The organism is Streptomyces sp. NPDC002232, assembly GCF_042890295.1.
GTDB lineage: Bacteria > Actinomycetota > Actinomycetes > Streptomycetales > Streptomycetaceae > Streptomyces.
Genome location: NZ_JBIARV010000004.1, coordinates 918,207 through 930,473 on the forward strand (window position 1 = coordinate 918,207; position 12,267 = coordinate 930,473).

Sequence of the window (12,267 nt, forward strand, 5' to 3'; positions counted from 1 at the left end):
AGCGACCGGCCCCCACGCGGAGGCGCGCCGGCCGATGGGGCGCCGCCGCCTCGGCCTCGCCCTCCTCACGGTCGTCGCCATCGCGGGCGGCGGCGTCGCCGTCACCGCCCTGACCGGCCCGCGCACACCCGCGCCCGACCGGGCCGACGGCAAGGGGCTGCCGCCCGCCACGGCTCCCGTCACCCGGGGGGACCTCGCCGACAGCACGCAACAGGACGGCACGCTCGGCCACCTCGGCGAACACAAGATCAACGCGGGCGGCCCGGGAGGCACCCTCACCTGGCTCGCCCCGCCCGGCTCGGTCGTGCGGCGCGACGAACGGCTCTACGAGGTCGACGGCGAGGCCGTACGGCTGATGTACGGGGACGAGCCCATGTACCGCACCCTCAGGACCGGCGACAAGGGCAAGGACGTGCGGCAGCTGGAGGAGAACCTCGCGGCCCTCGGGTACACCGGCTTCGACGTCGACGAGGAGTACACGGCGAAGACCGCCGCTGCGGTCAAGCGCTGGCAGAAGTCCCATGACCTCAAGCAGACCGGCACCCTCGGTCCCGACCGGATCGCCTTCGCGGGCAGCGCGGTACGGGTGAAGGAGACGGGCTCCGGCTCCGGCTCGGGAGGCGGCGACCGTGTCGCCGCCGGCGACCGCGCCACCCCCGGATCCCCGGTGCTCACCGTGACCGGTTCCGAGAAGGTCGTGAGCTTCAAGGTGCCGGCCGCGCAGGCCGGCTCGGCGAAGACGGGCACCCGGGTCCAGGTCACGCTGCCGGACGGGACCCGGCTGCCGGGGCGGGTGTCCGCCGTCGGCAGGACCGCGACGGCGGGGGAGGACCCGCAGGACAGGACCCCGAAGATCGACATCACGGTCTCCTTCGACGAACCGGCCAAGGCCGAGGGCGTCGACCAGGCCCCGGTCACGGTGGACCTCACGGGCACCACGCGCCGGGACGTCCTCTCCGTACCCGTCAACGCCCTGCTCGCCCTGCCCGACGGAGGCTTCGGGGTCCAGGTCGTCGAGGACGGCGCGGCCAGGGACGTCAGGGTCGAGCTCGGGATGTTCGCCCAGGGGCGGGTCGAGGTCAGCGGCGGCGGACTGCGCGCGGGCATGAAGGTGGGGGTGCCGTCCTGATGGCCGACCACGTGCGCCCCGCCGAGGACGGCGGCCCGAGGCAGGGCCCGATCCCCTCCCTGATCCCCTCCGCGACACCCGGCCCGACTCCGACCGAGACCGAAGGACCGGTCCGCGCGGAGTCTCCCGCCCGGGCCCCGGGCGTCGTCGAGCTCCGGGGCGTGGTCAAGGAGTACGCCGGAGGGGTCCGCGCCCTCGACGGCGTCGACCTCACCATCGGCGCGGGGGAACTCGTCGGCATCGTCGGTCCGTCGGGCTCCGGCAAGTCGACGCTCCTCCACATCGTCGGCACGCTCGACCGGCCGACCGCCGGCACGGTCGCGATCGCGGGCCACCACGTCGCCTCCCTCACCGACCGTCGGCTCTCCGCCCTGCGCGCCCGCCACATCGGCTTCGTCTTCCAGGCCTTCCACCTGGCCCCCGGCGTCAGCGCCGTGGACAACGTCGCCGAGGGGCTGCTCTACTCAGGCCTGCCCCGGGCCCGCCGCCGAGGCCTGGCGGCCGAGGCACTGGCCCGCGTCGGCCTCGCCGACCGCGCCCGGCACCGGCCGCACGAGCTGTCCGGCGGGCAGAAACAGCGCGTCGCCATCGCCCGCGCGGTCGTGGGGCAGCCGGACCTGCTGCTCGCCGACGAACCGACGGGCGCCCTGGACACGGCGTCGGGCGAGGCGGTGATGGAACTGCTGCACGACCTCAACCAGGAAGGCGCCACCATCGCGGTCATCACCCACGACACCGAGATCGCGCAGCGCCTGCCGCGAACGGTGAGGATCCGCGACGGCAAGGTCGTCGCGGACTCGGCCCGGGGAAAGGTGGTGGTCTGATGCCCGGCACGCGCGGACGCACGACGTCCGGGACGGCCGAACGGCAGGCCGTCGCGTTCACCGCCCGCCGCCTCGGCCCGCGCGACGTCCTGCACGTCGGCTCGGCGGGGCTGCGGAGCCGGCCCGTACGGGTGGTGCTGTCGGCCCTCGGCATCGCCATCGGCATCGCGACGATGATCGCGGTGGTGGGCATCTCGGCGTCCAGCCAGGCCCAGTTGCTCCAGCGGCTCGACGCCCTCGGGACGAACATGCTGGTCGCGAAGCCGGGAGAGGGGATGTTCAGCGGACAGCAGGTGAAACTCCCCAAGGACGCCGTCGGCATGGTCGGGCGCATCGAGGGCGTGGAGGACGCCGGAGCGACCGGAGAACTCCGGCACACCGTGCGCCGCTCGCAGATGATCCCGGAGGAGGAGACCGGCGGCATCGCCGTGAAGGCGGCGACCCCGGGACTGCTTGACGTGCTCCGCGGCACGACGGGGTCCGGCACCTGGCTGAACGCGGCCAACGGACGCTACCCCTCCGTGGTCCTCGGGCACGTCGCCGCGGAACGGCTGGGCATCGACAGGCCCGGCCGGCAGGTCTGGATCGACGACCGGTACTTCACCGTGGTCGGCATCCTCGACCCCCTGCCGCTCGCGCCCGAGATCGAGCGCTCGGCACTGGTCGGCTGGGACAGCGCCCAGCGGATCCTCGGCTTCGACGGCCATCCGACCTCGGTGTACGAGCGGTCCACGGACGCCTCGGTGCGGCAGGTCCAGCGGCTGCTCGCGCCGACGATCGATCCCCAGAACCCGCAGAACGTGGCGGTGAGCGACCCCTCCGAGGTGCTCAAGGCGAAGGCGGCCACCGAGGGGGCCTTCTCCACGCTGCTCCTCGGGCTGGGCGGCATCGCCTTGCTCGTGGGCGGTGTCGGCGTCGCCAACACCATGATCATCTCGGTCCTGGAGCGACGGCACGAGATCGGGCTGCGCCGTTCCCTCGGTGCCACGCGGGGCCAGATCCGGATCCAGTTCGTGACGGAGTCCCTGATCCTCTCGGGCCTCGGGGGCGTCGCGGGCGTGGCCCTCGGCGCGGCGGCGACCGCCGTGTACGCGTCCACGGGCGGCCTGCCCTGGGTCGTCCCGCCCTGGGCGGCCGGCGCGGGCTTCGTCGCGACCCTCGCGATCGGCTCCGTGGCGGGCCTGTATCCGGCGATCCGGGCCGCCCGTCAGCCACCGACCCTGGCGCTGGCAGCGGCGTGACGGTTCCGGCCTCGCGGTCGTCCTCGAAACAGAGGGCGACCGCGAGGCCGCCCCGCACGGCGGCCGGCGGGGGAGCGCCCGGACCCCGGGGTCCGGGCCTCGCCGATTCCGTCGTGGCGGTCAACCGATCTCCTGGGGTGCCACTCCTTCCGGTGATCCAGATCCGCCGCGCGCCGCCGGGGACGGGACGGCCGTCAGACTCGCGACCATGCCCGATCCCCGCCGCCCCGATCCGCGCGCCGACCTCCCTGCCGAGCCGGGCCCGACGGTCCCCGGCACCGAGAGGGTCCGATTCCCGCTCGCACGCTGGATGCTGGCACCGCGCACGACGTGGCGGGCACGGTGCCTGGCGGCCGACTTCGGCACGGGCATGGACGCGAGGACCGCGTGGACGCTGGCCCGGCTGCACCGCCATCCCGACGAACACGCCTATGCCATGGCCCACCTGGACGACGAGAACCGCGTCACCGGCGGGGCCTGAGAGCCGAGGCCATGCGGGAGCTTTGGCGATCGGACTGCCAGGAGCACACCCCGGCGGGGCGGTGAGGAGAGCGTTGTCCCACGGACCGTCAGGAGTGCTGCTCCCGCTGACCGTCGGACCGGTCGCGCCCGGCGCCGTTGCCTCAAGGCGCGGGCGCCTTGAGGATGGCCCCATGCGGAACACCGTGATCATCGACGCCCCGTCCAATCTCGGCCTGCGCCCACCCGCCCCCGGCACCGTGCCCGGCTGCTACAAACTCGCCGGAGCGCTCCGCGAGAACGGCATCGTGCGACGCCTCAAGGCGTTCGAGGGCGGCGTCGTCGTGCCGCCCAGATACGACCGCGGCGACTGGCAGGAGGGCGACGGCGTGTTCAACGCGGCGGCCCTCGCCACGTACACCGTCCGGCTCGCCGACCGGATCCAGCACCACGTCGCGGCGGGGGACTTCACGCTGGTCCTCGGCGGCGACTGCTCCATCCAGCTCGGTGCCGCGCTCGCCCTGCGCCGCCTCGGGCGCTACGGCCTCGCCTCCGTCGACGCCTCCCCGGACTTCCGCAATCCCGCCAACTCGGACCGGATCGGCGCGGCCGGGGGAGAGGAGCTGGCCCTGGCGACCGGTCGCGGCCAGAGCGACCTGACCGACCTGGGGGGCCTGCGCCCCTATCTCCGGGACGAGGACGTCCGCGTCCTCGGCACCCGCGACGCCTACGCGGACGACCCCGAGATCGTGCAGCTGCGGGAGCTCAAGATCCCCGTCACGACCGTCTCCGAACTGCGGGCCTGGGGACCGGAGGACATCGGCTCCGCGACCGCCGTCAGCCTGGAGACCTCGGCCCTGGACGGCTTCTGGGTGCACCTGGACGCCGACGTGCTCGACCCGGCCGTGATGCCGGCCGTCGACAGCCCCGACGCGGACGGGCTGTTCCCGGCCGAACTGACCGCTCTCCTGCGCCCGCTCGTCCGCTCGCCGCGCTGCGTGGGTCTCAACGTCACCATCTACGACCCCGACCTCGACCCCGAGGGCACCGCCGGCGCGCTGCTCACCGACCTGGTCGTGACGGCGCTGACCGACGGCTGAGGACCCGCCCGCGAGGGTCCGAGGCGATCGCCCCGGTGCCCCCGGCTTCCCGTTCAGGCCGCCACGAGGCCCATCACCGGACCGATGAGGAGGCGCTCGACCTCCGTGGCCGGGTTCGCGCCGGGAGGCAGGACCGGGGGGCTCCCGATGACCGCCCGGTCCGTGAAGCCCGTGTCGAGGTGGGGGAGCCGGACGTCCATGACCGAGACCCCGTAGCCGAGTTGCTCGCGCCGCACCACCCGCAGCCAGGTGGCGAGGGCCGTCTTCGCCGCCGCGTAGTCGGCCGTGCCACGCATCGGCCGGTCGACGATCGCGCCGGTGACGACCGCGACGGTCCCGGCGGCCCGCAGGACCGGCAGGGCTCCCCGTACCACCGCCATGGGGGCGAGCGCGTTGACGGTCACGAGGTGTTCGGCGGCCGCGTTGGTGACGTCCTCGGCGGTGCCGAAGCCCGCCACGCCCACCGTCACGACGACCGCGTCGAGCCCGCCCAGCTCTTCGGCGGCCCAGGATGCCAGCGCGCTGCAGCGATCGAGGTCGTACGCCTCGAAGCTGGCGGTCGGGCAACCGTTCAGCCGACGGGCCCGGTCCGCGAGGCGGGCCGGGTCGCGCCCCGCCAGCGCCAGGGAGGCCCCTCGGCCGGCGAGCAACTGCGCCGCGAGACCTCCGACCACTCCGGTCGCTCCGACGACGAGCACGCTCCTGACGTCAGTCATGACTGCCTCCGGAAGCCGGACAGGACTGTTGCGAGGGATTCCGCCCGGCGTGCCCGCGCGGATGCGCCCGCCGCGTGACCTCTGTCGGGAGACGGGAGACGGGAGACGGGAGACGGGAGACGGGAGACGGGAGACGGGAGACGGGAGACGGGAGACGGGCATCCCGGCCCTGAGGAGAGGGGTGCCGTCGGGTGCGCGGGTGTCCGCATAGGCTTGTCGGGTGGGTGACGCGCAGACGGAGACGACGGTGACGGACGACAGGGACAGGGCCGACCTTCAGAGGTTCGCGATCGCCCTGCGAAGGACGATCGGGGAGATGAACCGCCTGGTCCACGACTTCGCGTCCGACGAGGGCCTGCACCCGACCGACATCGCCGCGCTGGGGCTCGTGCTCGACCACCCGGACACCGCCACTCCCGGCCTCCTGCGGGAGTACCTGGGGCTCAGCTCGGGAGCGGTCACCGCCTGTCTCGACCGCCTGGAGAAGGCCGGGCACATCCGCCGCAGTCGCGCCGAGGACGACCGCAGGGTGGTCCGCATCCACTACGCCCCGGGAGCGCGGGCCCTGGCCCGGGCCCACTTCCTGCCGCTCGCGGAAGCGGTGGGCCGTGCGCGCGACCGGTTCAGCGCGGACGAGCTCGACATCGTCCTGCGCTACCTGGACGTGCTCAACGAGGAACTCGGCGCGTCGCGCGCCCCGCGCCGCTGAGCCGTCCGCACCGTGACACCGACGCTGCTCCCGGACGGTGCCCGGCTCCGCCCGCCCACCGTCCGCGCCGGGCCCGGGCCCGGCGCCGTCACGGCGGTTCGTCCCCGTGCAGCCGTTCGCGGGCCCGTTCCTGCTCAAGCAGCGCGGGCAGGTCCTTCAGCCGGTCGAGGCCCCGCACGGCGCGGGCCATGCGGGGGTTGTGGCCCAGGGTGTCGCGGTGCCGGTCGAGGAAGGCCCAGTACCCGGCCGTGAACGGGCACGCGTCCTCGCCCACGCGCCGGTCGGGGCGGTGGGGACATCCCCCGCACAGGTCGCTCATGCGGTCGATGTAGGCCCCGCCGGAGGTGTACGGCTTCGTGGTCATCCGGCCGCCGTCCGCGTACTGCGACATCCCGACCACGTTGGGCAGCATCACCCAGTCGTATCCGTCGACGAAGCAGCGGTGGAACCAGTCCGTCACGGCGGCGGGGTCCCAGCCGCGCTGGAGGGCGTGACTGCCCAGGACCATCAGGCGCGGGATGTGGTGGGTCCACCCGGTGTCCCTGACCTGGCGCAGGGCCGTGGCCACGCAGCGGGCCGAGACGGCGTCGGCGTCGAGCTCGTTCCACCAGTCGGGCAGGCTGCCGTGGTGGCCGAGGGTGTTCGACGTCCGGTACTCCTCACCGAAGTGCCAGTAGAGGTGCCAGACGTACTCGCGCCAGCCGGCGATCTGCCGGACGAACCCCTCGACCGAGTTGAGCGGCGCCTCGCCCGCGCGCCACGCGGCCTCCGCCGCCTCCACGCACTCGGCGGGGTCGAGGAGTCCGAGGTTCAGGGAGGAGGACAGCAGGCTGTGGCTCATCGTCCCGTCGTCGGCGAGCATCGCGTCCTCGTACGCGCCGAAGTCCGGCAGCCGATGACTCACGAAGCGCCGCAGCGCGGCCAGGGCCTCGCGCCGGTCGGCCGGGAAGGACCGCGGGCCGTCGCGGCCGACGAAGGAGACGTCGCCGTCCCGCTCCCAGCGGTCGAGGTCGCGCCGGACCTCCTCGTCGATGTCGTCCTCCCGGGGGCGGTAGGGCGCGGGCGCGCCGAGCGTGCGGGCCCCGTGCGGCGGCGGACGGCGGTTCTCGTGGTCGAGGTTCCAGGTGCCGCCCGCCGGTTCCCCGGCCTCCATCAGGAGGTCGTGGTCGCGGCGGACCTGCCGGTAGAAGTTCTCCATGCGCAGCCCGCGCTGCCCGTCCACCCAGGCCGCGAACTCCTCCGGCGCGACCAGGAAGCCGCGTGGCGGTAGCACCGTGACGCCGGGGAGCGACCGTACGAGGCGCAGGGCGGCCCGTGACGTCGGGTGGTGCACGGTGACCGGGCCGTCTCCGACGGTCCGGCGGAGGCCTTCCCCGTACGTCTCCGCACGGATGTACGTGACCCGGTCGCCGAGCTCCGCCGCACGGTGACGCATCGCGGAGAGGACCAGGTGGGCCTTGGCCCGGTGGAAGCGGCGCCGTCGGAAGACGGCCCGCGATTCGATCATGACGACCGGCGCGTCCCGCGCGGGTCCCCCTTCTCCCGCCGCGAGGAAGGCGGGTCCGAGTTGATCTCCGAAGAGCCAATGCGTCCTGGTCATGCCCCATCCGTCCGTGCCCGCGCGATGCCCCTGCGCATCACCGGTGATCCTTCGCCCCGAGAGGCGCTGATGGATGCGGCCTTCCGGGGGCAAGCGGAGGGAGTGCCGCCGCAACCCCCTCTCGGTCCGGGCCGCACCGCGGCGCGCCCGGGCTGCTCCTTGGGGCCGAGTGCATCCGTGCCGTGCTGGAGTACGGAAGGGGATGTCCGGCACCACGGGTGAGGCTCGGAGGGAGGGCCGGGGGAGGGCGGTGTCGGCGCGCCCCGGATGTCGTGGCAGTATGTCTCGACAATCGAGATACTTAACCATCGAGAGATTGCCGGGGAGATCCATGTCCACATCCGCGCGCTGGATGGGCAGACTGCTGCCCCTGCTGGTGCTCGTCGTCTGGCTCGCCGTGGGCGGAGGCCTCGGCCCCTACGCGGGCAAGCTCGGCGAGGTGTCCACCAACGACCAGGCCGCCTTCCTGCCCCGGGGCGCCGAGTCGACCCAGGTCCTCCGGGCCCAGGAGGCGTTCCGGCAGGAGGAGACCCTCCCCGTCCTGGTCGTCTGGACCACCCGGGGCGGCGGCGCGATCCCTCCGTCCGCGACGGCCGACGCCACCCGGGCCCTGGCCACCCTCAAGGGCACCGACGGAGTCGTCGGAGCACCCTCGCCCGCCTTCCCCTCCAAGGACGGGGAGGCGCTGCGCGGCGTCGTGCAGCTCCGCCCCGACCTCGGCGACGACCTGTCCACCGTGCTGGAGCAGGTGGACGCGAAGGCCTCCGGGGTTCCCGGCACCGAGGCGTGGCTGGCCGGCCCCGCGGCGACCCAGGCCGACCTCGGCGACGCGTTCGCGGGCATCGACGGCATCCTGCTGATCGTCGCGCTCGTCACCGTCCTGGTGATCCTGCTCCTGGTCTACCGGAGCGTCCTGCTGCCGTTGCTGATCATCGTCGGCGCCGTGTTCGCGCTCGGGCTGGCCTGCGCGGTCGTCTACGTCCTGGCCGACCACGGCGTCGTCCGGGTCGACGGCCAGGTCCAGGGCATCCTGTCCATCCTCGTCATCGGCGCCGCCACCGACTACGCCCTCCTCCTCGCGGCCCGCTACCGCGAGGAGCTCGCCGCACGCGACGGCGAGCGCGTCCCCGCGATGCGGGCCGCCCTCCGGCAGTCCCTCGGCCCGATCGCGGCCAGCGCCGCCACGGTGGCGCTCGGCCTGCTGGCCCTCCTCTTCAGCGACCTCACCAACAACCGCGCCCTCGGCCCCGTCGGCGCCATCGGCATCGTCTGCGCCGTCCTGAGCGCGGTCACCTTCCTGCCCGCCGCCCTCGTCCTGCTGGGCCGCGCCGCGTACTGGCCGGCCCGTCCCAAGGCCCCCGTCGACGGCGAGGCCGCGCACCCCGCGTGGCGCAGGATCGCGGCGCTCGTCGACCGCGCGCCCCGCAAGGTCTGGGCCGCCTCGCTCGCGGCCCTCCTCGCCTGCGCCGCGTTCTCCTTCACGCTCGACTCCAAGGGCGTGCCCCTCGACGAGATCTTCGTCAACGACGCGCCCTCCGTCGCCGCGCAGCAGCGCCTCAGCGACCACTTCCCGGGCGGCGCGGGCAACCCCGCCGTCGTCATCGCCGACGCGGACGCCGCCGAGCAGGTGCGCAAGGCCGCCGAGGGCGTCGACGGAGTGGATTCGGCGACTCTCTTCGCCGCCCCCGGCAGCCGGGCGCCGCTCGTCGCCGGAGGCCGCGTCCGGGTGGACGTGACCCTCGCGGACGCCGCGGACTCCGACGCCGCGAAGCGGACCGTCGCCGCGCTGCGCGACACCCTGCACGCGGTGCCCGGGGCCGACGCCCTCGTCGGCGGCACGACGGCACAGCAGTACGACACCCAGGTCACCGCCGAACGCGACAGGAAGGTCATCGTCCCCGTCGTCCTGGCGATCATCCTCGTGATCCTGGTCGGACTCCTCCGCTCCCTGCTGCTGCCCGTGCTCCTGGTCGCGACGGTCGCCCTCAACTTCCTCGCGACGCTGGGCGTCTCGGCCCTCGTCTTCAAGCACGTCTTCGGGTTCACCGGCACCGACTCGGCCGTGCCGCTCTACGGCTTCGTCTTCCTGGTCGCGCTCGGCGTCGACTACAACATCTTCCTGATGTCGCGGGTGCGCGAGGAGACGATGCTGCACGGCACCCGGGAAGGCCTGCGTCGCGGCCTGGTCGCCACGGGCGGGGTGATCACCTCGGCCGGCGTCGTCCTCGCGGCGACCTTCGCCGCGCTGGGCGTGATCCCGCTGGCGTTCCTCGTCCAGATCGCCTTCATCGTGGCCTTCGGAGTCCTGCTCGACACCCTCGTCGTACGGACCCTCCTGGTCCCGGCCCTGGTCAGGGACATCGGCCCCACGGTCTGGTGGCCGGGCGCACTCCGCCACCGACCCTGACCCCGCCCCCCGCGGTGGCCCCGGGCCACCGCGGGGCGTTCCACACACGGACCCGCGCCGCCGGGACGCGCCCGGTGACGGTCCGTCGTTCCACCCCCCCTCAGAGCCCCCGCCCCCGAACCGACCGCTCCGCGACCTCCGCGATCGCGGCCGCCACGAGCCCGGCGTCCCGGGCGAGGACCACGGACCGCTAGGACGAGGCCGGCCGGTGCGGGGAGCGGAGCACGAGCAGGGTGATCTCGCTGGGCGCGAACACGCGGAAGGGCGGGCCCCAGAAGCCGGTGCCCCGGCTGGTGTAGAGGAGGGTGCGCGCGCCGTGGCGGCTCAGCCCGGCGACGGAGGGCTGGTCGAGGCGGACCAGGTAGTGGAAGGGCCAGATCTGGCCGCCGTGGGTGTGGCCGGAGAGCTGGAGGTCGACTCCGTGGGCCGCGGCCCGGTCGATGAAAGTGGGCTGGTGCGCGAGGAGCAGGACGGGCAGGTCCGGGTCGGCGCCTTGGAGGGCTCCGTCGAGGTGGGCGCGGTGCCCGGCCAGTCCGGAGGACTCGGCGGTGACGTCGTCGACCCCCGCGACCACCAGGTTGTCGCCGCCGCGTTCGAGCAGCAGGTGGCGGTTGCGCAGCGGCTCCCAGCCCAGCTCGTCCATCAGGTCGACCCAGCCCTGGGCCTCGCTGTAGTACTCGTGGTTCCCGGTGACGTACACACGCGCACGCGTCGCCTTCACGGTCCCCAGCGGCGCGGCCTGGGCCCGACGGCGCTCGGCCGTGCCGTCGGCGATGTCGCCGGTGTGGCAGACCAGATCGGCCTCCAGCGTGTTGACCGTGTCGCAGACCCGGGCCGACCAGCGGGCACGGTCGAGCGGACCGTAGTGCGTGTCGGTGATCAGGGCGACCCGGGTGCCGTCCAGACCCGCCCCCAGGCGCGGGAGCTCCACGTCGAGCCTGCGCACCCGCGGCACGCGCCGGGCCTCGACGTACCCCCAGCCGAGAAGCACGGCGCTCACGCCGAGCACCGCCCAGGTGACGATGCGGGCCCGCTCCTGTCCGTCACCCACACCGGCCAGGGCCAGGGCGAGTCGCAGCAGCACGCCGAGCAGGACCGACCAGGTGAACAGGACCCAGATGGAGCCCAGAAGCGTGTCACCGACGATCGCGGCCCCGTCCTGCTGCCGACGGCCGTGCCCCCGCACCATCGCGAGCGGCATCCCGACCAGGCCGAGGACGAACAGCACGGTCCCGGTCACCGCGACGGGGAGCGGCCAGTGCTGGCCGGTGTGCAGGAGGACCCAGCACGGCACGGACCACAGCAGGAGGGGCGCGATCAGGGGGATGTAGCGCATCAGGCGGTGCAGCAGGCTCCCCGACGACGCCCCTGGGTCCTCCTCGGCGGCGGATCGGGTGTTGCTGGTCTCGGTCATGCGTCCCTCCTGGGATCGGGTCCGGCGGATCGTGCGCCGAGCGGAGCGGAACGGTTCGGCGCCGGCGACACGGTCGCGGCACCGGCCGTCCACCGGCGATCCCCCTCCATGATCACCGCCCACGCCCCGCTTCACCTCGGACCTCTCGCGCCAGACTGTCGTGGCACTCTCATTGTCCGCCGTCGAGCGGACGGCTCGTCCAGCAGGCCCCGCCGCTGTCCCGTACGAACGGCAGGTCCTCGGCCCGTACCCGGTCGCGCGGGCCCGCCGATCGCAGCACCACGTCCGGCACGCGCGCCGGGTCGGCGGCGTACGCGTGGGAGAACCACGCCATGTTCGCCTCGACCACGGCCCACCGGTGACCCGGCCGGTACGGGTCCAGCAGCCGGCCGACGTCCACGACGACGGCGCTCGGCAGCGCGGGACCGGCCTCGGCGACCAGGCGGTCGACGAACGCGGCGATCTCCCCGGCGACCGCGCCGTGCGGGTCGAGCGGTCGGGGGTCGAACCGGCCGAACTTCGGGTGTGACGGCGGTGGGGGCGGGGCTGGCGTGACGGCTTCGGAGCGCGTGAAGGAGGGTTCGGTGCTGGTCATGCCCGGTCGGCGGACGTCGACGATGGAGCTGCTGGCCGAGAAGGCGGCGGGGCGCGGGATGGCGATAGTTTCG

Annotated in this window: 11 protein-coding genes; 7 read left to right on the plus strand and 4 right to left on the minus strand. The window is 74.1% G+C overall.

Going from position 1 to position 12,267, the window contains the following annotated elements; all coding sequences use genetic code 11:
* Positions 1–34 precede the first annotated feature (34 nt).
* From ACFYXU_RS22065 to ACFYXU_RS22085, 5 genes are all read left to right on the plus strand, one after another.
* Positions 35–1,129 (plus strand): peptidoglycan-binding protein, encoded by a 1,095-nt coding sequence (locus ACFYXU_RS22065; protein ID WP_389459668.1) that lies wholly within the window; start codon positions 35–37, stop codon positions 1,127–1,129.
* On the plus strand, positions 1,129–1,953 hold the full coding sequence (locus ACFYXU_RS22070) for an ABC transporter ATP-binding protein (protein ID WP_389459342.1): 825 nt from the start codon (positions 1,129–1,131) through the stop codon (positions 1,951–1,953). The genes ACFYXU_RS22065 and ACFYXU_RS22070 overlap by 1 nt, the downstream gene beginning before the upstream one ends.
* Complete coding sequence (locus tag ACFYXU_RS22075; RefSeq protein ID WP_389459344.1) at positions 1,953–3,194, plus strand: ABC transporter permease; 1,242 nt, start codon at positions 1,953–1,955, stop codon at positions 3,192–3,194. Before ACFYXU_RS22070 ends, ACFYXU_RS22075 begins: the two co-directional genes overlap by 1 nt.
* Before the next feature lie 208 nt (positions 3,195–3,402).
* Positions 3,403–3,675, plus strand: coding sequence for a hypothetical protein (locus ACFYXU_RS22080; RefSeq protein ID WP_389459346.1), 273 nt, complete (start codon positions 3,403–3,405; stop codon positions 3,673–3,675).
* A 172-nt stretch (positions 3,676–3,847) separates the two neighbouring features.
* Positions 3,848–4,753: an arginase family protein gene (locus ACFYXU_RS22085; RefSeq protein ID WP_389459348.1), complete on the plus strand. Its 906-nt coding sequence runs from the start codon at positions 3,848–3,850 to the stop codon at positions 4,751–4,753.
* Between the two features lie 53 nt (positions 4,754–4,806).
* Here the strand turns inward: ACFYXU_RS22085 and ACFYXU_RS22090 are convergent, their stop codons facing one another.
* Positions 4,807–5,469, minus strand: a complete 663-nt coding sequence (locus ACFYXU_RS22090; protein WP_389459350.1) for an SDR family NAD(P)-dependent oxidoreductase — start codon at positions 5,467–5,469, stop codon at positions 4,807–4,809.
* A 220-nt stretch (positions 5,470–5,689) separates the two neighbouring features.
* Here ACFYXU_RS22090 and ACFYXU_RS22095 point away from each other — a divergent pair, with 220 nt between their 5' ends.
* Complete coding sequence (locus ACFYXU_RS22095; protein ID WP_389459352.1) at positions 5,690–6,178, plus strand: MarR family winged helix-turn-helix transcriptional regulator; 489 nt, start codon at positions 5,690–5,692, stop codon at positions 6,176–6,178.
* A gap of 88 nt (positions 6,179–6,266) precedes the next feature.
* On the opposite strand, the gene ACFYXU_RS22100 is transcribed toward ACFYXU_RS22095, so the two are convergent.
* Entirely contained in the window at positions 6,267–7,778 is a 1,512-nt protein-coding gene (locus tag ACFYXU_RS22100) for a cryptochrome/photolyase family protein (protein WP_389459354.1), read from the minus strand.
* Positions 7,779–8,109: 331 nt separating this feature from the next.
* Between ACFYXU_RS22100 and ACFYXU_RS22105 the strand changes: the two genes are divergently transcribed.
* Positions 8,110–10,185, plus strand: coding sequence for an MMPL family transporter (locus tag ACFYXU_RS22105; RefSeq protein ID WP_389459356.1), 2,076 nt, complete (start codon positions 8,110–8,112; stop codon positions 10,183–10,185).
* A 190-nt stretch (positions 10,186–10,375) separates the two neighbouring features.
* Here ACFYXU_RS22105 and ACFYXU_RS22110 read toward each other — a convergent pair whose 3' ends face one another.
* Both ACFYXU_RS22110 and ACFYXU_RS22115 read right to left on the minus strand, forming a co-directional pair.
* Positions 10,376–11,599, minus strand: coding sequence for a metallophosphoesterase (locus ACFYXU_RS22110; protein ID WP_389459359.1), 1,224 nt, complete (start codon positions 11,597–11,599; stop codon positions 10,376–10,378).
* Between the two features lie 169 nt (positions 11,600–11,768).
* Positions 11,769–12,194: a hypothetical protein gene (locus ACFYXU_RS22115; protein WP_389459361.1), complete on the minus strand. Its 426-nt coding sequence runs from the start codon at positions 12,192–12,194 to the stop codon at positions 11,769–11,771.
* Positions 12,195–12,267: the final 73 nt, after the last annotated feature.

Bases quoted from the DNA above. Each gene is read 5' to 3' on its own strand.
- ACFYXU_RS22065 (WP_389459668.1), top strand. From the start codon at position 35: ATGGGGCGCCGCCGCCTCGGCCTCGCCCTCCTCACGGTCGTCGCCATC.
- ACFYXU_RS22070 (WP_389459342.1), top strand. From the start codon at position 1,129: ATGGCCGACCACGTGCGCCCCGCCGAGGACGGCGGCCCGAGGCAGGGC.
- ACFYXU_RS22075 (WP_389459344.1), top strand. From the start codon at position 1,953: ATGCCCGGCACGCGCGGACGCACGACGTCCGGGACGGCCGAACGGCAG.
- ACFYXU_RS22080 (WP_389459346.1), top strand. From the start codon at position 3,403: ATGCCCGATCCCCGCCGCCCCGATCCGCGCGCCGACCTCCCTGCCGAG.
- ACFYXU_RS22085 (WP_389459348.1), top strand. From the start codon at position 3,848: ATGCGGAACACCGTGATCATCGACGCCCCGTCCAATCTCGGCCTGCGC.
- ACFYXU_RS22090 (WP_389459350.1), bottom strand. From the start codon at position 5,469: ATGACTGACGTCAGGAGCGTGCTCGTCGTCGGAGCGACCGGAGTGGTC.
- ACFYXU_RS22100 (WP_389459354.1), bottom strand. From the start codon at position 7,778: ATGACCAGGACGCATTGGCTCTTCGGAGATCAACTCGGACCCGCCTTC.
- ACFYXU_RS22105 (WP_389459356.1), top strand. From the start codon at position 8,110: ATGTCCACATCCGCGCGCTGGATGGGCAGACTGCTGCCCCTGCTGGTG.
- ACFYXU_RS22110 (WP_389459359.1), bottom strand. From the start codon at position 11,599: ATGACCGAGACCAGCAACACCCGATCCGCCGCCGAGGAGGACCCAGGG.
- ACFYXU_RS22115 (WP_389459361.1), bottom strand. From the start codon at position 12,194: ATGACCAGCACCGAACCCTCCTTCACGCGCTCCGAAGCCGTCACGCCA.